Consider the following 18,251-nt stretch of genomic DNA (forward strand, 5'->3'; position numbering starts at 1 on the left):
CAGTTGTAATCTTTCAAGTCCAGATACTTGCCATCAATCTCCGTCTGCCGTTCCACCGTCATTTTCCTCTTGGTGGTCACAATCGTCTCCCCAAGCACCTGCTCCATATACTCGTACACCGAGCGCTCCGCAATCTCCGGCGTCAGCTCCCGCACCACCGATTTCAGAAAATAATTATGGTCGATAATCAGCGCCTTCCCGTCGATATAGCGCACCCGCTGGATATAATAAATCTCCTCCCCGATGGGAAATGTAGTGCGGGCGTGAATCTTCTCATCCACTTGAAGCTCCGCAAAGCACACTACCTTCGTGGTATACTCCTTCTTATTCCGGGCCACCGCTTCCTTCAAGCTCTCAATCCCGCTCAGCATAAATTCCGACTGCTCATAGGGCTGGTAGATAATCCGCACCCCTTTCCCGTGAATGCTCTGCACATAACCGTCATCCGCCAGATTCTGAATCGCCCGGCGGACCGTATTCCTGGAGCAGTCAAATTCCCCCACCAGCGTATTCTCCGACGGCAGCAGCTCCTGATATCCATACTCCCCCTGTTCAATTCTGTCTCTCAATTCCGCGTAAATCCGGTCATATTTCGCACTCGCCATGAACTGTCTCCTGTTCCCCTCTGGATGTCTCCTGATACTTTAACCCTCAGCCAAGCTCCGCCACCCGGCGGACCATGGCCTCTTTCTTCTATACGTCCGGCCACGAACGGTCGCTTGTACCTATAGTATACCAAATCCACCGTGACATGCAACGCCAACTTGTGATTCCATCCAAAATACAATCCGGTTTTTGCTTCTGAACATGATTCAAACATTTCTATGTTGACACCCGTTCATATTGGTGCTATGATAGTCATATGTTAACAAGTGTTCACATTGTAACAGGCAAACCACAATATTTAATTCAGGCAGGACGGACAATGAAAGAAAAACCATATCACCACGGAAATTTACAGACGGAATTGATTGAAGAGGGGCTGGCGCTGATTCATGAAGAGGGGCGGGGGAACTTTTCGCTGCGGAAGCTGGCCAAACGGCTGGGGGTGTCCCCAACGGCCTGCTACAATCATTATCCCACCGTTGACGAACTGTTAGCTGAGATGAAACGCTATGTGAAAAAGAAATTCTCTGACGCTCTGATAGCTGGAGTGACAGACGAAATGTACTCCGACTATCCCATGCTGGGTATGGGAAAAGCCTACGTGAACTTTTTTGCGGAAAATCCCCACTATTTTACCTTTGTCTATGACAGCGATGATTACCGGATTACATTGACGGAGCATAGCTTTGAGGGGGATTTTGAACCGTTTCACATTTTTAAAGACGCGGCGGTTCAGTGCATGAAGGAAGCGCAGATTGAGGAAGCGAATTTCCATGACAATCTGGTCGCCATGTGGGCCGCCACCCATGGGCTGGCCGCCATGGCCAATATGAAGGGGTTTCACTACGACGGCGACTGGGGACAGCTGGCGGTAAAACTGCTGCTCACCAAAGTCACTTTATGTTAACCGGCAATTACCAGGGACCGGACATTAGGATACATTCGATTATAGGGTATTGGAATATAAGACATTCGATTATAAGACATTAGAATAGGAATAGAAAGAAGGAATATCCCATGACAATTCTTGAAGCAATTGAGCAACGTCACTCCGTAAGAAAGTACCAGGACAAACCAATAGAGGCCTCCAAAATCCAGGAACTAAACCAGGAAATCAACGCCTGTAACCAGGAAGGCAATCTGTCAATCCAGCTAATCACGGATGACCCGGACGTCTTCAAAGGTCTCATGGCCCACTACGGCGGCTTCCGCAACGTCACAAACTACATCGCTCTGGTGGGCCCCGCCGACAATGACCTCGATGAAAAAGCCGGCTACTACGGCGAGCGCATCGCCCTGAAAGCCCAGCAGCTGGGTCTCAACACCTGCTGGGTGGCCGCCACCTACAAAAAAGACCGCTGCCGTGCCGTCGTATCATCCGGCCAAAAGCTGGTCTGCATCCTGGCCCTCGGCTACGGCGCCACCCAGGGCACCCCGCACAAATCCAAACCCATGGAGAAGCTGTGCAGAGTAAACGGCGGGGGCGAACCTCCAAAATGGTTCCAGGACGGAATGCGCGCCGCCCTCCTCGCACCAACCGCCATGAATAAACAAAATTTCATGATAACCTTGGATGGAGACCACGTAACCTATGAGGCCCTGAAAGGAACCTACACCAAAGTCGACTTAGGCATCGTAAAATACCACTTCCAGGCCGCTGCCAACCGATGATAAATTCGATGATAAATACGATCATAATTGTGAAATCCCAGCCAGCAGGCGATATAACGCCTCATCCTAATTTCACCAAAACGGTCAACCATTGTTCAACAGCCGGTCCAGCACCTGCTTTCGATTGTTGATAAACATCTCCGTCACCTGATAGCTGTCCGTATCTTCATACTCACAGCTGTGAATCATCCCGTCGTCAAACGTCATGATTTCCGCCTCTGGCATACCAAGCAGAATCGGCGAGTGGGTGACAATGATAAACTGGGCGCCTCTCCTGGCGCACTCATAGATTTCCATGAGCAGAGTCAGCTGACGCTGTGGAGAGAGAGCCGCCTCCGGCTCGTCAAACAGATAGACTCCATTGGCCCTCAACTGGCTCTGCGCCAACGCAAGAAAACTCTCTCCATGTGATTTTTCATGATATTTTTTCGAAGGATGCTCCGAATCCGAATACTCCAATTCCTTCGTCGCAACATTATAAAAACTTTCCGCCCGGAGAAAATATCCCCAGTTCGCTTTCCGGTATCCCCTGGAGATTTTCAACGCCTCACACAGTTCCGAGTGGGAGTCATAGGTCGAAAAACTGTAATTCCTCGTGCCCCCCTCCGGGTTAAATCCATAAGCCACCGCAATCGCTTCCAGCAGGGTAGACTTCCCACTACCATTTTCCCCCACAAAAAAAGTAACCGGCCGAAGAAATTCCAATCCCTCCAACCCCTTCAGCGCCTCAATCTCCCGCAGATAACTGTCCCGTCCAATCCCATCCCAGTCAATCCCGATTCTCTGAATAAACTGATTGTTCATATGTAATTCACTCCCAGCCGCATCTGTCCAGCTTCTACTTCTCCACTCATGCTCCGCTCAGCAGCTCAACCCTCATCCAGATTATAAGGTGTCTCCTGATAAACGTAGAAGTTCAGCCAATTCGTATACAACGTATTCGCCGCATTCCTCCAGCACAGCACCGGCACGGTAAACGGGTCATTGTCCTCGTAGTAGTTGCAGGGAATCTCCGGGCTGATGCCCTTGGCCAAATCCCGGTGGTACTCCCCGTTCAGCGTCATCCTGTCATATTCCGGATGCCCCTGGACGAAGATCTGCTTCCCGGCCCTGTCGGCCACCAGGAAAATGCCGGCTTCCGGGGACTCGGCCAGAATCACCAGCTCCGGATGCTTCTCGATATCTTCCCTGCGGACCTCCGTGTAGCGGGAGTGGGGCGCCATAATGTAGTCGTCCATACTCCGCACCAGCGGCACCTTCCGGTCCAGCACCCGGTGGCGGTAAATGCCGGACAGCTTCCTGTCCCTCTTATACTTAGGAATCCCGTAGTGGTAGTAAAGCCCCGCCTGCGCCCCCCAGCAGATATGCATGGTGGACGTCACGTGGGTCTTCGTCCACTCCATAATCATGGACAGCTCCTCCCAGTAATTCACCTCTTCATATTCCAGATGCTCCACCGGCGCCCCGGTGATAATCATCCCATCAAACTTCCTCTTCCGGATATCCGCAAACGCCACATAAAACTTATTCAGATGGCTTGCCGACGTATTCTTGGAAATGTGGCTGGACAGCATGAGAAACGTACAGTCCACCTGCAGCGGCGTGTTGGACAGCGCCCGCAGAAGCTGGGTCTCCGTCTCCTCCTTGATTGGCATCAGATTTAAAATCAATATCTCCAGCGGACGAATATCCTGGCTCATGGCCCGGTCCTCGTCCATCATGAATATATTTTCCCGCTCCAGAATCGCTTTTGCAGGTAAATCCCTCTGTACTTTAATCGGCATATTTTTCTCTCCTATCTCAACTCAACATTTATTCCTGCTCCAGCAGCTTTAAGAAATCCTCCTCCGACAAAATCGGAATCCCCAGTTCCCTGGCCTTCTTATTCTTCGACGAGTTGGAAGCCACATCATTGTTAATCAGGTAGGTCGTCTTCGCCGAAACCGAGCCGGCCGCCTTGCCGCCCCTGGCCTCGATCACCTCCTGCAATTCCTTCCTGTTTGCAAAATGCTCCACGGACCCGGTAATCACGAACGTCATCCCCTCAAAGATGGCCGCTCCCTCCTGGCTCTCCTGCACCTCTATCGTCAGTTCCGCCATCAGATTGTCCACCAGCCGGTTATTTTCCTCATTTCCAAAATACTGAATCCAGGCGTCCGCCAGCACCTTCCCGATGCCGTCCACCGCCACCAGACTCTCCTCGTCCGCATGGCGCATCTTCTCCAAATCATATCCAAACGCCCGGCACAGCATCTTCGCGTTCGCCAGTCCAATCCCCGCAATCCCCAGTCCATAGATCACCCTGGGCAATGTGGTAAATGACGCCGTCTTCACCGACTGAATCAGATTCTCATAGGACTTCTCCCCGAACCCTTCCATCTGGGTAATCTCCTCTTTATACCGGTCCAGATGAAACATATCCGAATACTCCTTGATAAATCCCGCCCCGATAAACTTCTCCAGCGTCGCCTCCGAAAGCCCATCAATATTTAGCGCGTCCCGGCTCACCAGCAGCGTAAACCCTTTAATCTTCTTCGCCTGACAGTCCGGATTGGTGCAGTACAAAGCCTTCACATCATTCACCTGGCTCACCGCCGTCGCCCCGCCACACACCGGACACGTCTCCGGCACGTGGGACACGCCGCTCCTGGTCAGATTATCCGCAATCTGCGGGATAATCATATTCGCCTTGTAAACCGTAATCGTATCCCCTTCGCCCAGCGCCAGCGATTCCAGAATACTTAAGTTATGCACGCTGGCCCGGCTCACCGTGGACCCTTCCAGCTCCACCGGCTCAAATACCGCCACCGGATTGATCAGTCCAGTTCTCGACGGACTCCACTCGATATAGCGAAGCTTCGTCTCACGAATCTCATCCGCCCATTTAAACGCGATGGAATTCCGTGGAAATTTCGCCGTTCTTCCCAGCGATTCCCCGTAGGCAATGTCCTCAAATGTCAGCACCAGCCCATCCGACGGCACATCATAGGAGCCGATGGCCTCCGCAAAGTAAGCTACTTTTTCCGGCAGCGTTTCCCTGGTCACCTTCTGGTGCTCCACCACATCAAATCCCAGCTCCTGAAGCCACGCAAACTGCCAGCTCCTGGAGTTATGAAAATCCACCCCGTCCGCCGACACTAGCGCAAACGCCTCAAAATTCACATGCCTCTCCGCCGTAATCTGGTTATTCAGCTGCCGCACCGAGCCGCTGCAAAGATTCCGCGGATTCTTGTATTTTGCATCCACGTCCTCAATCTCTTCATTCATCTTATTGAAATCCGAGTACTTAATCACCGCTTCCCCGCGAAGCACCAGCGTCCCGTCAAATGCAATCTTCAACGGAATATTGTCAAACATCCTGGCGTTGTTGGTGATTACCTCGCCAATCTCTCCATTTCCCCGGGTAACCGCTTTCGAAAGCTCCCCGCCCTCGTAGGTCAGCACAATGGTCAGCCCGTCCAGCTTCCAGGACAGCAGTCCCTCCTGCTCCCCCAGCCATTCCTGGAGCGCCGCCACGTCCTTCGTCTTGTCCAGCGACAGCATGGCGGACGGGTGTGCCTCCTTTGGCAGTTCGCTGAGCACCTCATAACCAACCTTCTGGGTCGGACTGCCCGACAACACCACGCCGCTCTCTTTCTCCAGCGCCACAAGCTCGTCATACAGCTTGTCATATTCAAAATTGCTCATAATCTCCCGGCTCTCCTGGTAATATGCCTTCCCAGCCTCCGACAGTATGACAATCAATTCTTTCATTCTAGGAATCTGCTTCTCCATCTAATCTCTCCTTGCCGATGAGAATCCCCGCATCATCATACTCCTCCGTCTCCGTGGAAATGTTGCTGGAACCCTCCAATAGTTCTAGTAACTGCTGATACTCCGCCGGCGTCACCTTCCGGTAACCGCCTGTCTTTAGGTTTCCCAGCCGCAGATTCATTATCCGCACCCGCTTTAATGTCCGTACCTGATACCCCAGAGCCTCACACATCCGGCGAATCTGCCGGTTCAGCCCCTGGGTCAGTATGATCGTAAACTCCCGTATCCCCGTGGCCCGAATCTCGCACGGCCTGGTCACCGTGTCAAGAATCGCCACGCCTTCCCCCATCGCCTTCAAAAATTCTTTGGTCACCGGCTTATCCACCGTCACCACGTATTCCTTCTCGTGGGCATTACCCGCCCGCATAATCTTATTCACCAAATCCCCCTGGTTGGTCATCAAAAGCAGACCTTCCGAGTCCTTATCCAGCCGTCCGACAGGATAAATTCTGGTAGGGTATTTCAAAAATTCCACGATATTCGTGGCCCGGTCCTTGTCCGAAGTGGTGCAGACAATTCCCCGCGGTTTATTGACCACCAGCAGTACCGGTTTCACCTTTGGAAAATGCTTCACGCTGTCCGCTCCGCTGCCGTCACGGCCGTCATCACTGCCCTGGCCCTGTCTGGCAGACTTTCTGCCACCATTTCCCGGTTCCTGCCCAACCACTTTTCCCTCACAGACCACCCGCTGTCCGGGCTTCACCTTCATCCCCATGGACGCTGTCGCCCCATCCACCGTCACCTTCCCTGCCTCTATCAGCCGGTCCGCCTCCCGCCGTGAACAGACTCCCATCTCGCCCAGATATTTATTTAACCGGATTTCCTCGTTCATCTTCTCTCTCCTGACTTCATAAGCCCTAAAATTATACCACATTTTGGGTTTCAATGCATCAAATATTATTGAAAACGCGGTCGTATCCATAGCATATGCATAACGGCTTCTGTTTATCAGCAAATAAAAAAACAGGGCTGATACCTGTGAAGATATCAACCCGTGTCAATCTTTGTCGTTTCGCTTATTTAATTCCGAGAGTTTCTGCGATGCGCTCCTTGGTGCGCTCACATTGGTTGCGGCCGTAAATGATATCGCTGACGGTGGAGTTGGCGATGCCGAGGCGTTTCGCCAGCTCCTGCTGGGGGATGTCCTGTTCTACCATTGCGATTTTCATTTTCTTGCCGAATGGGGTGCATGGGATTCTTGTTGCCATATTGGGTGCCTCCTTTTTCTTTCTTCTGTTCTTTCCTGCGGGGTGTCTGGTTACGGTGTCGACGCGTCGGTTGTCAGGGACACGGTGAAGGTTGGGGTGATGGTGAAGCTGTTTCCTGATTTCCAGCCCTTTTTGGTGGCCGCATAGACTTTCATTTTCAGAGTATCCCCTCCTCCGTCCACCGTATCATCGGCCGCCTGAATGGTGTATGCACTGCTGCCCTTGACATAGTAAGGAGCGCCTCCCGCGATGTCTGCTTTGTTCATCCATACGGCATTGTTTTTCGTGCCAGGCAACTTCGGCACCGCTTCATTCGCTTCGCGGATGGCAAACAGGACGCTCTTGTCTGCGCTGAGGTCATTCACCGTATCCACCAGTGTCACCCCGGCTGACGGCTCCACCTTGGTGATGGAAATATCCAGCGGCACGGTTGACAGATTGGTAATCATATAGTTTTCTGCCTGCTGGCCCATCTGGGCGGTTGCATCAGCATTGGCCGCCGCTTCCTTGTTGGGGTCAATGTCGAAGCTGGATGTAATCGGTACTTTCACACTGATATTGGTTATCTGGATGTGGCCTGTGATGGTGGAGTCCGCTCCCTGTCCATTGGATAAATTCTTCGTGTCGTAGCTCACTGACGTTGCCGCTGCCTCTGTCTCTGCCGCATAAGATGACATGCTTCCTGTCACTGCCAGCCCCAGCGCTGCTGTTAATGCTGCTGCTTTCCTCATTGTTCTCATCTTCGTTTCCTCCTGAATCCCTTTTTATTTTTGTTTCCTGGTGTTTCTATCTCAATCAGACGGGTCCGCCTGGATTGCACTGATTTTTAAGGTCGGACGGACCGTGAACTGGTACTCCCCGTAGAAGTCCGGGGCTGCTTTTCCGTACAGCTTCAGGGTCCTGGTCTCCTCCGCCGGTATGTCCGTGATGAAAATGTTTTTCTTTCCCGGCACGATGGCGTCTTTCTCAAAACTGGCCTCACTGTATCTTCGGTTCTCTTCTCCCAGAACCAGGATAGCGGTCCCTGACGCCCCTACGCTGGAGATTCTGTCCACCAGCTGGAAGGACTGCTCTGCCTGGCTGGAGAATTTCTCTGAGAATATAACATCTTCGTCTTTTATCTCCGCCACCTGGGATATCTCCAGCTTGACCGGCACCACGGAGAGATTCCTGATCTGGATTCCCGGGCTCTGAATCTGGGCTCCGGGGTTCTCTATCTGGAACGGGGCTTTGGTGTCCACCTGGAACTCCAGACCGCCGGCCGGCATGACCACGGATATCAGCTCCACACGGATGTGGCCGGTTACCCTGGAATCCGCTGACGCGCTGGATTCGTCGGGGCTGAAGGTGATCTCTTCCGTTCCGGCTTCCTGGATGCTCTGAGCGTTCCTGCCACCCTTGGCACTCGGACCGCCTTGTACGGTCTGGCCATTCTGTGCGTTCTGGCTGGCGTAGGCCGGTAATGCCTGGGCCAGGGCCAGCATCAATGTCAGGGCTGTGGCACAGAGGAGACAGCACGCCGTCCCCATCCGCATATTTGGTTTTCCTGCTTTCAATGGCCATCAACTCCTTTCATTCCTGTAATGTCAGCCTGATTTTCACCGCCGCCTGGCCAATCAGGGCCTCGGTGTCCTCCTGGTATGCAAAGAAGACGGCGGTGCAGGCGTATTCCCCGGCCGGAAGCCTGACGTCCAGCGGGGCCGATTCCACGTAGTTTCCCGGACGGATGGCTCCGGTCTCGTATATTTTTTCTCCCGTATCGTCTCTGGTGATTTCTACACGGATGAGTTTTCCCTGGTTGGAGGGATTCTCTATCAGCCAGTTGATGGAGCGCTCGGCCGCAGTTCCACTTACCTGCCCCGACGGGGTGATGTTCATGGACATGTTGAGCATGCCTTCCTCCACCACGCTGTTTAATTCCCGCTGGCGTTCCTCCCTGGTCTTGCCGGGGATGTCACCGCTGACGATGTTGGATTCGTAGCGGAGGCCGGGGGCCGGCTCTGGGGCATTGGCCCGGTAAAAGAAATATCCGCCGGCCCCGGCTCCTGTCATGCAGCACAGGCAGATAACTGCCACTGCGCCCCAGCGGGTGGGGGAGGGGGAGCCGGTTTTGCACGTTTGTGGTTTGGAGCGGCTCTGACTGGATGTCTTCCTTCTTGTGCCGCTCCGGATATCACTGCCGTGTTCATATTCCTCCTGCCCGGGGCCTCCCTGGACAGGAATATTCCGTCCCTCTCCCGTTTCTTCTGCTGTATTATTCACGTTAGTCGTCCACCTCCATTCTCTGCATTTTGACCAAGGACCGGCCCATCATTCCAGCACATACAGGGTAATCCGGGCTCCGGCTCTTCCTATGTAGCCGTCATCGCTGAGACGGTAGGCATCAAAGTAGGCGGTACAGGCATACTCGCCTTTTGCCAGTTCCACGTCCAGCGGGACTTCATCGATATACTGCTCCGGGTCCAGGTAGCCTGACTTGTATATCACTTCCCCGGTGTCATCCCTCTGGATGGTTACGGTGAACCGCTTCCCGTTGTTGGACGGGTTTTCTACCATCAGGTTGGCCTTTCCTTTTCCGTCCGTCATGAACGGGGTTGCATTAATGGAGAATATCATCATGCCTTCCTCCACCACGCTGTTTAACTCCTGCTGGCGTTTCTCCGGGTCGTTGAGGGTTCCCGTCTTCACATTTCCTTCGGCCACCAGCGGCTCCGGCGTGGTCCGGGCTTCCGCCTCCCGGCTGTAAGTCAGGACATAATATCCGGCCGCCCCCGCCACTCCAAGGCAGAATACCACCGACAGGACAATTACCAGCAGGTTTATATGTCTGCCTCGCCTTTTACTCTCCCTCATCCTGTCTTTCCTTCCTTTCGTTGTCTACGGTACTGTCATTCTCCTGTGTACCGGTTCCGATGTTTCCGGTCTCCTGGCTGTCATCGGCACTGTTGCCTTTCTCTGTCACCCGCAGAACCATATCCAGCGACATCGTCCCGGCCGGGAGTTCTCCTTCAAACAGTTCCAGATTCGCCCGCACCGGGTATTCTCCGGCGGGCAGTTCCTTTTTCAGATGAAGGAATTCCACATATTTCCCAGGGTCTACACGGCGGGTGTTGCCGAGAAGATTTCCGGTCTCCTTCAGGTACAGGCTGATTCTGGCGCTGTACTGGTTGGCTGCCGGATTCTCATACCGGATGCTGCACTCCCGGCTTCCCTCCTCCACGGTGGGCAGCTGGTTCACCAGCACCCAGAAGCTGCCTTCCTCCACCTGCTGCGTTTCCCCCGGATAAATGGTTCCATCCCTGGCATTGCTGTCCGGCTGGAAATCACGTCTGGCCTGGATGGCCGTCCACTGGCTGCGCAGCGCCATCCCTCCGCATCCCGCCGCCGTCAGGATTCCAAGAGCCATTCCTGCCGTGACAATTCTGTGCCACATCTTTCTGGACTTTTTTCTGGACTTCCCGTCACCTGGGGTATCTCTTTTCCTCTCCACCATAGTGTCAGCTGCTCACCCCTTCTCCAACAACCGCGGCCGCCGCCGGCGCATCCTGCTCCGATATGCCGAACTGGTACTTCACCGTGAATCCGTAGGTGTTGGTATCCCAGTAATAGGGGTTGGCTTCATACTCTATAAAATAGCGGTAAGGCAGCGCCCCTTTTCCCTTTATCCGGTAGCTCATCCAGTTCTCCGCCACTCCCGTTTTAGCGGGGGTATAATAAATACCGGCCGACGGGACAATTCCCTTTGGCGTCTCCGTATCCGCAATCCCCAGTTTCACGCCTCCGTTTGAATCGGAAATCTGCTTTGTGCTTCCGTAATTATCATTTTTCGCCACCGGCTTCAGGGCAACATAGCCATCCTGCTCGATCGGCGCCAGGCTCAAAATTCTGCCGGCAATGGGATAAACATTGTTGTTGGTAAGTGTCATATCAGCACTGTGGCTGACCTGTTTCGTTCCATTAGGGCTCAGCTCGATGGGAACCCTGACCGGCACTGTCACACTCAGAGTCTTAGCGGCCGCCCCTGCTATGGCAATACAGATTTCATAACGGTCATTGCCCGAAGCCCCTTCCAGAAGAAGATTCCGCTGGGTGGACCTGGTATAAGCGGCTGCTATGTTTAACGATACTTTATCCACAGTTCCCAGCTCCGTGACCGGATTGTGCAGTGAGGCGGTCGATGCCATCGGCTGCAAATCCACAGACCCGGCTTTGACGGCCACATTTTTGTTGGCATTCGTATAGCCGTAACTGCTGTATCCGCTGTTTGTCCCTTTGATGCTGCCTTCTGTGACAAGCTGGAAGTCGTTGTCCGCCGCAGGAACACGTCCCGGTGTAAAGTTTTCATCCGTCAGGCCGATGGCCCGCAGTTTCATAGCCGGAATACTGAAACTTCCTGGCAAGGTTTCCACCTTTCCATCGGCTCCCATGGTATCCGGCGTAAAGGGTACTTTTACCGTCGTCGGTGCCAGGAAGGTCGGATAGCCTTTGGTCTTTTCCGTGTCCAGGCTGGTGTACCAGACTCTGTCCGTTCCGGTTTTCAGGGTTCCATTGTAGGTGTTGAGGGAGGCGGCCACTTCGCTGGTTTTCATTTCCTCTGTGGCCAGACTGGTTACCCCGCTTCCACTCCGCTTTTCATGCGTTGCATTATTGGGATTTATGGATGTATCCGCATAGCAATTTTCAATGGTTCCAATGCTTATCATGGCAAAACTTGCGGTGTTGCCTGCGTTATAACAGTTTGACACAGTTACCGAATTTGTCTTACTTCCCACATCATCACCAACAATAGCCCCATTATACCGGTTGCCACCATTGATGATGAGAGTCCCCCGATTATAACAGCTGGTAACTTCTGCCGGACTGCTGGCCCCATTAACAGTTCCTACCAACAGTCCTGAGCCACCGGTGGTGGTAATAGTTTTACAGCTGCTTCCTATCCCTAGTTCCATGATTTTCATCGGATACTGTCCCCCGCCTATCAGGCCTAGATAGCCGGAGCCATTTAAATACATTCCGTCAATCTCATGTCTGCCGCCGCGGAAGGTTCCCTGGTAGTAAGCCGTGCTGTTGCCAATGGGAGTCCATTTCACCGCCTTTTCGATGTTGGCCAGGTCTTTCTCACCGGTATAACCGGAGTATTTTTCTCCGAACAGATTGATATCTTTTGTCATTTCTATGTTCTGATAACTGGCAGAAATTTTTTCCACGTTAACCTTCCAGGCAAACCAGGCCAGCTGCTCGGCCGTCTGGATTTGATAGGGGCTGGCATTGCCATCCCCGTCAGGTTTTGACATATCTTTGAGGAGACCGTATTCCAGAGCTTCGCCTATTGGCTCCCAACTTTCCGCCGGCGACAGTTCTGTGGTATTCAGCACCGGATAGCTGCTTCCTTCCACATACGTCCAGGTAAGTCCGGTGCTCTGTTTTAAACTGCTTCCGTTTAACCTCCAGGCCGCTCCCCAGGTTCCCATCCCTTTCGTTTCTACCAACACGCCGTTCACACTGGTTCCCGCAGCATATGGTTTCTCAATCAGGCAGTCCGATATCGGAGCGCCTTCTACATCGCCATATCCGGCAATCGAACCGACAATTCCTGACCCGCTGGCCGTTACACGTCCGGCATGATAGCATCCTGTTATGGCCACTTGCGTTCCATTTCCAATGATTCCGCCAACGACAGATACGCCGCTCACGGTTCCCCGGTTTATGCAGTTCCGGATTGTCACACGACAGCTTTCGGAGCTGGAGACTCTCCCCAAGCCCAGGATACCGCCTGTAGAATTTCCGGCTGAGTTACTGACCGTACTTCCTTCTTCGTTATAACACCCTTCCAGTGTTACCTCCGCTGTGCTGCCTGTTCCGCCTACGCAGCCTCCGAAATACGCGCCCTTTCCAGTTAAATTTCCCTTATTTCCACACTCGGTTATCGTAATGCCGGTTCCATTGACATACCCTGCAATTCCGCCGGCATGATAGACCTCCGTTTCTATCCGGCTGTCAGTTATGCTGGTTTTCTTGATCGCGGCATTGTCTCCCAAAGTACCAAACAAGCCCAGATTTCCAGCACCAGTTGCCAGCATGGCAGTAACGGTATGACCATTTCCATTGAAGGTTCCTGTATACCGTTTTCCATCCAAATCACGGCCAATTGGCACCCATCGCAATGCCTTGTCAAGAGTTGCCGATGAATCATTTGGGTCATAGGCATTTTCTCCGTTATAAAAGGAACCATATAAGTTAATATCGTTTTTCAGTTCTCCGCATAGATTATTGCGGCCTGCAGCATTGTTTACCTGATAGGCAAACCAGGCTAAGTCCTCTGCGGTTTTTATCAAGTAAGGATTTCCCGCAGTTCCCGGTGTAATGGAACTGGATGGGTAACGGCTGGAGGGGGCCAGGGCTGCTTGTCCCACGTCCTCCCAACTGGTATAGACAGCGGGTGCCGTGCTGAAGGATGGATACCCGTTGTTTCTGTCATCGCTCCGTATCCAGGAACTACCCCTGGTATTTAATAAGCTGAGAATTGCATCACTTTTCATCTCAGCGGTGGTTTTAGAGCTGACATCTAGCTGTTCGGGAGTCCCTTGACTTACCGCATTCAGAGATGGAACACCACTGATCTGCTCATCCCAATAGCTGTCCATTATCATTCCACGGTTCCCTGTGCAAGGGAAATATCCGGCAAGTGCCCCTACGGTTCCGGAACTCGTGCTAAGCGCACCAGCTGCATAACTGTTTGCTATCGAATTTGCACCATTACTAAGGGTGCCTATATCCTGTCCAACAAAAGTTCCTGTGTTACTGCTGTGCCCGGTAACAGACGCCCGGCTGTAACACATCAAAATGTACATCGGTGCATACTCATCCACATTTTTAATAATCCCTACCATTGCCGCAGTTCCTGAGTCCCTGCCGGCTGCCGGTGCAATAGTTGTTACTGAACAACTAGTATCCAGTCCCACTGTCGATATCATTGCTCCGCCTCCTGCGTAACCAAACAATCCGCCAACCCCCGCCTGTTCCACTCTCATGTTGGCAATCACGCTTGGTCCACTAAAGTTTCCCTGATAGACATTGTCAGCCGTACCTATGGGAATCCATCGGATAGGGGCATCGGCGGTCCCACCATATTTGCGTCCCATTAAGTCTATGTTTGTGGTAAGTTTTGCTCCTGCCTTTGTCTTGGTGCCAGCATTCACATCATAGGCAAACAGGGCCAGTTTTTCAGCGGTGTCAATGACATAGACGCCATCTGCATTCGTTGATGCCGCGGTTGCCGTGACAAGGCCGTCTGCGACTCCCTGGGTTACATCTCCCCAGCTGGGAGCCGGCGCAGGAGAGCCAAAGCCAGGATAACTGCCTTCCTGATAGGTCCAGGGGCCAGCCATACTTTCGCCATTCAATTTATAGGCAAGCGCCCAGGATTTCATCTGGGCCTCTGTCAGTTCCTTTCCCTTTTTTCCTGGTGCCATTCCTTCCAAAGAATAAGAATTTCTGACTGTCGATTTGGTTGTCGCTATTCCATCTGCACGGCTGGCATCCGTAACACCTTCTATGAAAACTTTGCCCGTATTGTAACAATTTTCAACGAGAGCATCATAGCATGCTATCCCACTGGCACTGCGTTCTCCATTATTCACTGCCGATACTTGTCCCATGTTATAGCAGTCGACTAGATGGGTCCCCGTCCTCGCCAGCCCTACAATTCCTCCCGCATATGGATACTTAGCGTCAACCGCCCTAATAGTTGCTTTATTGTAACAGCGTTCAAAATACGCCTTTGTATCTCGACCAATCGAAATCACATATGCCGTTTCAGCCACAATACCTCCTACAAGCACGCCAGTCACTTCGCCACTTTCTATTCCCAAATCTCTCACGGTACCATCAAACGACTGACCGATAAGACCACCGTCTGAAGAATATAAATTTGATATCGCATGTCCACCGCCATCAAAGGTTCCCGCATATCCGATTTGATTGGAAGGATGTGTAAAATCGATGGCTAACCATTGCAGTTTCCCCGCACCTCCATTATATTTTTCCCCATTTAAGTCAATATTGTCTGTCAGCAATACACACCAGTATCTCTGAGCCTCTTTATTGACCGCATAGCGAAACCAGGCTAATGCCTCCGGAGTGGCAATCTCGAAAGGGTTGGCGGTACTTCCGTCCCCCTTTGTGGGTTTATAGATTCCCATTCCGTTTGTATTGTTGTAGACTGCCTCTCCCACGGCATTCCAGTCTGCGTAAGTGACTTCGGTATCCGCGATTGGGTTGATGTCTAAGGAGTAGGTCTTGGCGGCCACGCCTGAAATGGCTTTAATTTGAGCTTTTTTCTGTGTCTGTTTATCCGACCCACTCTCTGGCACTGACGCTTCTGTCTCCTGATTTTCGTAGACAGAGGTCAATAACAGTCTTTTATGCATAGATACGGTCACAGGCGGCTCTTGTGAATTCGTTGTTTCCACAGGATTCTCCAGTCCTGGACCTCGAGGGGCTTCTGATTCTGCTGGTTCTTCCAGACCTGGGCCACGGGGAGCTTCTGATTCCAGCGGTCTTTCAAATCCAGGGCCGCGGGGTATTTCTGACTCTGTCGGTTCCTCCAACACGGACTCTGGGGTTGATTCCGAAATCGTATTGGGGATTGTGGGTGTCTCCGTTGTTTCTGCCGCTTCCGGTGTGCTGTCGGCTCTGCTTCCCATCTGTATCCGATGATTATCATCAATGTGGATATCGCCCTCTACGCTCCATGTGATTGCCTGGCCATCCATCTCCTCCGGCAGAATAATCTGGCCTTCTTCCAGGGTTACGCTCTGAAGAGTCATAGTTTCCGGCAGAATCAGGGTCACCGCGGATACTCTGGAATAGTCCGCAATTATCTGGTTCTCGTGCAGGGCAAAGTATTCTATCTGGGGATATGCCTTGTCTGTCTGGTACCAGGTACCCGGTATGTACTCTTCTATTCCGGACATCTGAACGGTGTTTCTGGCTTCCAACGATATGACAGTGCTGTCTGATGGAGATTCAATTACCGGTTCCCCGTCTGTCCCCTCCCAGATTGAGGAATCCCCGTCTATACTTCCGGCTTGCTGTCCATTCTCATCATCGGCACAGGCCATCTGACGGTCGTATACACAGCCAGTAAGCTGGCCGTCGCCCTCCGCAGTAAAACCGCCGCGGACTCTTCCGTTCATGGTTAGCGCCGTGGAGGAGTAGCTGTTCTCTATCCTTCCCTGATTGTCCGCCACAAACCCGCCAACTCTGTCACAGCCATCCAGGACTCCGGCGGAGTAGCTGTTCTCCACATGCACTGCCTCCCCCAGCCTTCCGGCGAAACCGCCAGTCCAGGTGTCCACATCTATCTGGGTAATGATGGTTGCACAGGTAAAACAGTCTGTAACGGTTGTTGCGCCTTCCATCTGTGCTGCCAGACCGCCGGCTGCTACACGGTCGGCAGTTACAGCAAGGTATAACGCTTCGCCATCTCCTCCCATGTAGGAGTTTTCTTTTTCTTCCTCTGCTTCAGGCGGAGTTGCTGTGTTTGGTTCGTAAACCTCCTGAGCGTCGGATGGGGTTGCTTCTGCAAAGTCTGCCTCCATGTCAGGTCCTATCACCTCAGACAGTTTCATCATCCGGTACTGTCTGTCTATTTTTTGAAAGGCTACGGTCTCCAGTTCTTCATCCGGCTTATTTACGGAGTTGTCCACCTGACCTTTATCTGTCTGCCCACTCTCTTCCTGGTTATTTTCTAACTGTCCGCTCTCCGACGGATTGTTTTCGAGCTGGTTGTTCTCCGATGAACCACTTTCAGGCTGGCTGTTCTCCGACGGACTGCTTCCTGACTGTCCGCTCTCCGACGGACTGCTTCCAGGCTGGCTGCTTTCAGACGGACTGCTTCCAGGCTGGCTGCTCTCTGACGGACTGCTTCCAGGCTGGCTGCTTTCCGACGAACTGCTTTCAAGCTGGCCGCTCTCTGATGAACTGCTTTCGAACTGGCCGCCCTCCGGTGAACTGCTTTCAGTCTGGCTGTTCTCCGATGAACTGCTTTCAGGCTGGCTGTTCTCCACCTGACTGACCTGACTGCTCTCTTCCACGTTGCTCTCCGCCCCGCCATTACCTGCTCCACCGCCAACTCCAGGGCCTTTCACTTCCGTTTCCGTCCCTACCCGCGTCTCATCTCCCGCTGGCCCAATGACCGCCTCCGTCACCTCTTCCGACGTCTCCAGTTCTTTCCGCTCCAGCGCCTCTGCCGGACTCGCCTTCTCAATCTGGTACCATGTCTCCACCGGATTGGATGCCTGTATCTCTCCTCCCATTCCACAGTTGGCTATCTCAGAGTCAATCACATACGCCGCCAACGCCCCATAACCGTCCACATAATGCTCCCCGTCATAATATGTACAGGGATTCGTAATCATGGTCTCGCTTAGAAACAGATTCTCCACGCTGGCCTTCTTCATCACGCCAAACAGAGGTCTCGTCAGACCGCTGACCACATGTCCATTTCCATCAAAACTTCCGGTAAACGGCTCCACATTCGTCCCAATGGACTTCCACAGCCATCCAAGCTCCAAATCCTCCTCCAGCTGGTATCTCCCATTCAGGTTATATTCTTCGCTCTCCTCATCCAAAAGGTACTGCTCCAGTTCCTCCTCCGTATAGATCAGTATCTTCTCCCGGCTCTTAGCGCTGGCTGTTCCGACGCTGTGGGCCACATATCCAATCCCTCCCACAGCAAGAACGCAGACAATCCCTATGATCAAATACTCCAGACGGTCCTTCCCTTTCGTTTTTTGAATGCAATCTAAAATGGCTCATCCTGTATTCCTCCGACTTTTATCCTTCCATCCCTGAATCTCTTATCCCATCTACCGCCCGGCCCTGGCGATCCATATCACCATCTGCCGCCCGGTCCTGGCTAATCCATATCACTATCTACCACCCGGCCCT

At 52.7% G+C, this 18,251-nt stretch carries 14 protein-coding genes; 2 read left to right on the top strand and 12 right to left on the bottom strand.

Features of this window, described 5'->3' with window-relative positions:
- The coding region (locus HMPREF9473_RS20205) for a GntR family transcriptional regulator (protein WP_006782072.1) at nt 1-605 on the bottom strand (605 nt) is incomplete at its 3' end.
- Between the two features lie 320 nt (nt 606-925).
- On the opposite strand from HMPREF9473_RS20205, the gene HMPREF9473_RS20210 reads away from it, so the two are divergent.
- Nucleotides 926-1,513 (top strand): TetR/AcrR family transcriptional regulator, encoded by a 588-nt coding sequence (locus HMPREF9473_RS20210; RefSeq protein ID WP_006782073.1) that lies wholly within the window; start codon nt 926-928, stop codon nt 1,511-1,513.
- 110 nt (nt 1,514-1,623) lie between these two features.
- Nucleotides 1,624-2,277 carry a nitroreductase family protein gene (locus tag HMPREF9473_RS20215; RefSeq protein ID WP_006782074.1) on the top strand — a complete coding sequence of 218 codons (654 nt, stop codon included), beginning with the start codon at nt 1,624-1,626 and terminating at the stop codon, nt 2,275-2,277.
- A gap of 84 nt (nt 2,278-2,361) precedes the next feature.
- Here HMPREF9473_RS20215 and HMPREF9473_RS20220 read toward each other — a convergent pair whose 3' ends face one another.
- The 11 genes from HMPREF9473_RS20220 to HMPREF9473_RS20270 all read right to left on the bottom strand — a co-directional run bounded on the left by HMPREF9473_RS20220 (nt 2,362) and on the right by HMPREF9473_RS20270 (nt 18,064).
- Complete coding sequence (locus HMPREF9473_RS20220) at nt 2,362-3,081, bottom strand: AAA family ATPase (RefSeq protein ID WP_006782075.1); 720 nt, start codon at nt 3,079-3,081, stop codon at nt 2,362-2,364.
- Between the two features lie 65 nt (nt 3,082-3,146).
- The gene (gene metA, locus HMPREF9473_RS20225) at nt 3,147-4,061 is read right to left on the bottom strand and encodes a homoserine O-acetyltransferase MetA (protein WP_006782076.1); all 915 of its coding nucleotides are present in this window, start codon (nt 4,059-4,061) and stop codon (nt 3,147-3,149) included.
- A gap of 28 nt (nt 4,062-4,089) precedes the next feature.
- Entirely contained in the window at nt 4,090-6,051 is a 1,962-nt protein-coding gene (gene ligA, locus HMPREF9473_RS20230; protein ID WP_006782077.1) for an NAD-dependent DNA ligase LigA, read from the bottom strand.
- Nucleotides 6,032-6,922, bottom strand: a complete 891-nt coding sequence (locus tag HMPREF9473_RS20235; RefSeq protein ID WP_006782078.1) for a pseudouridine synthase — start codon at nt 6,920-6,922, stop codon at nt 6,032-6,034. The genes ligA and HMPREF9473_RS20235 overlap by 20 nt, the downstream gene beginning before the upstream one ends.
- 184 nt (nt 6,923-7,106) lie before the next feature.
- Complete coding sequence (locus HMPREF9473_RS20240; RefSeq protein WP_006782079.1) at nt 7,107-7,298, bottom strand: helix-turn-helix domain-containing protein; 192 nt, start codon at nt 7,296-7,298, stop codon at nt 7,107-7,109.
- Between the two features lie 50 nt (nt 7,299-7,348).
- A complete protein-coding gene (locus HMPREF9473_RS20245) occupies nt 7,349-8,038 on the bottom strand; it encodes a hypothetical protein (protein ID WP_006782080.1) in 690 nt (229 codons plus the stop codon).
- 51 nt (nt 8,039-8,089) lie between these two features.
- On the bottom strand, nt 8,090-8,833 hold the full coding sequence (locus HMPREF9473_RS20250; RefSeq protein ID WP_006782081.1) for a hypothetical protein: 744 nt from the start codon (nt 8,831-8,833) through the stop codon (nt 8,090-8,092).
- A 37-nt stretch (nt 8,834-8,870) separates the two neighbouring features.
- On the bottom strand, nt 8,871-9,560 hold the full coding sequence (locus HMPREF9473_RS26510; protein WP_006782082.1) for a hypothetical protein: 690 nt from the start codon (nt 9,558-9,560) through the stop codon (nt 8,871-8,873).
- 48 nt (nt 9,561-9,608) lie between these two features.
- Nucleotides 9,609-10,151, bottom strand: a complete 543-nt coding sequence (locus HMPREF9473_RS20260) for a hypothetical protein (protein ID WP_006782083.1) — start codon at nt 10,149-10,151, stop codon at nt 9,609-9,611.
- Nucleotides 10,138-10,791 (bottom strand): hypothetical protein, encoded by a 654-nt coding sequence (locus HMPREF9473_RS20265; protein WP_006782084.1) that lies wholly within the window; start codon nt 10,789-10,791, stop codon nt 10,138-10,140. The genes HMPREF9473_RS20260 and HMPREF9473_RS20265 overlap by 14 nt, the downstream gene beginning before the upstream one ends.
- 4 nt (nt 10,792-10,795) lie before the next feature.
- The gene (locus HMPREF9473_RS20270; protein WP_006782085.1) at nt 10,796-18,064 is read right to left on the bottom strand and encodes a hypothetical protein; all 7,269 of its coding nucleotides are present in this window, start codon (nt 18,062-18,064) and stop codon (nt 10,796-10,798) included.
- Between the last annotated feature and the right edge of the window lie 187 nt (nt 18,065-18,251).

Source organism: Hungatella hathewayi WAL-18680 (assembly GCF_000235505.1).
In the GTDB taxonomy this organism is placed as follows: domain Bacteria; phylum Bacillota; class Clostridia; order Lachnospirales; family Lachnospiraceae; genus Hungatella_A; species Hungatella_A hathewayi_A.

What these genes read in the sequence shown, in the direction of transcription:
- HMPREF9473_RS20215 (WP_006782074.1), top strand. Translation starts at nt 1,624, where the DNA reads ATGACAATTCTTGAAGCAATTGAGCAACGTCACTCCGTAAGAAAGTAC.
- HMPREF9473_RS20245 (WP_006782080.1), bottom strand. Translation starts at nt 8,038, where the DNA reads ATGAGAACAATGAGGAAAGCAGCAGCATTAACAGCAGCGCTGGGGCTG.
- HMPREF9473_RS20265 (WP_006782084.1), bottom strand. Translation starts at nt 10,791, where the DNA reads ATGGTGGAGAGGAAAAGAGATACCCCAGGTGACGGGAAGTCCAGAAAA.
- ligA (WP_006782077.1), bottom strand. Translation starts at nt 6,051, where the DNA reads ATGGAGAAGCAGATTCCTAGAATGAAAGAATTGATTGTCATACTGTCG.
- HMPREF9473_RS20260 (WP_006782083.1), bottom strand. Translation starts at nt 10,151, where the DNA reads ATGAGGGAGAGTAAAAGGCGAGGCAGACATATAAACCTGCTGGTAATT.
- HMPREF9473_RS20235 (WP_006782078.1), bottom strand. Translation starts at nt 6,922, where the DNA reads ATGAACGAGGAAATCCGGTTAAATAAATATCTGGGCGAGATGGGAGTC.
- HMPREF9473_RS20250 (WP_006782081.1), bottom strand. Translation starts at nt 8,833, where the DNA reads ATGCGGATGGGGACGGCGTGCTGTCTCCTCTGTGCCACAGCCCTGACA.
- HMPREF9473_RS20240 (WP_006782079.1), bottom strand. Translation starts at nt 7,298, where the DNA reads ATGGCAACAAGAATCCCATGCACCCCATTCGGCAAGAAAATGAAAATC.
- HMPREF9473_RS20210 (WP_006782073.1), top strand. Translation starts at nt 926, where the DNA reads ATGAAAGAAAAACCATATCACCACGGAAATTTACAGACGGAATTGATT.
- metA (WP_006782076.1), bottom strand. Translation starts at nt 4,061, where the DNA reads ATGCCGATTAAAGTACAGAGGGATTTACCTGCAAAAGCGATTCTGGAG.
- HMPREF9473_RS20220 (WP_006782075.1), bottom strand. Translation starts at nt 3,081, where the DNA reads ATGAACAATCAGTTTATTCAGAGAATCGGGATTGACTGGGATGGGATT.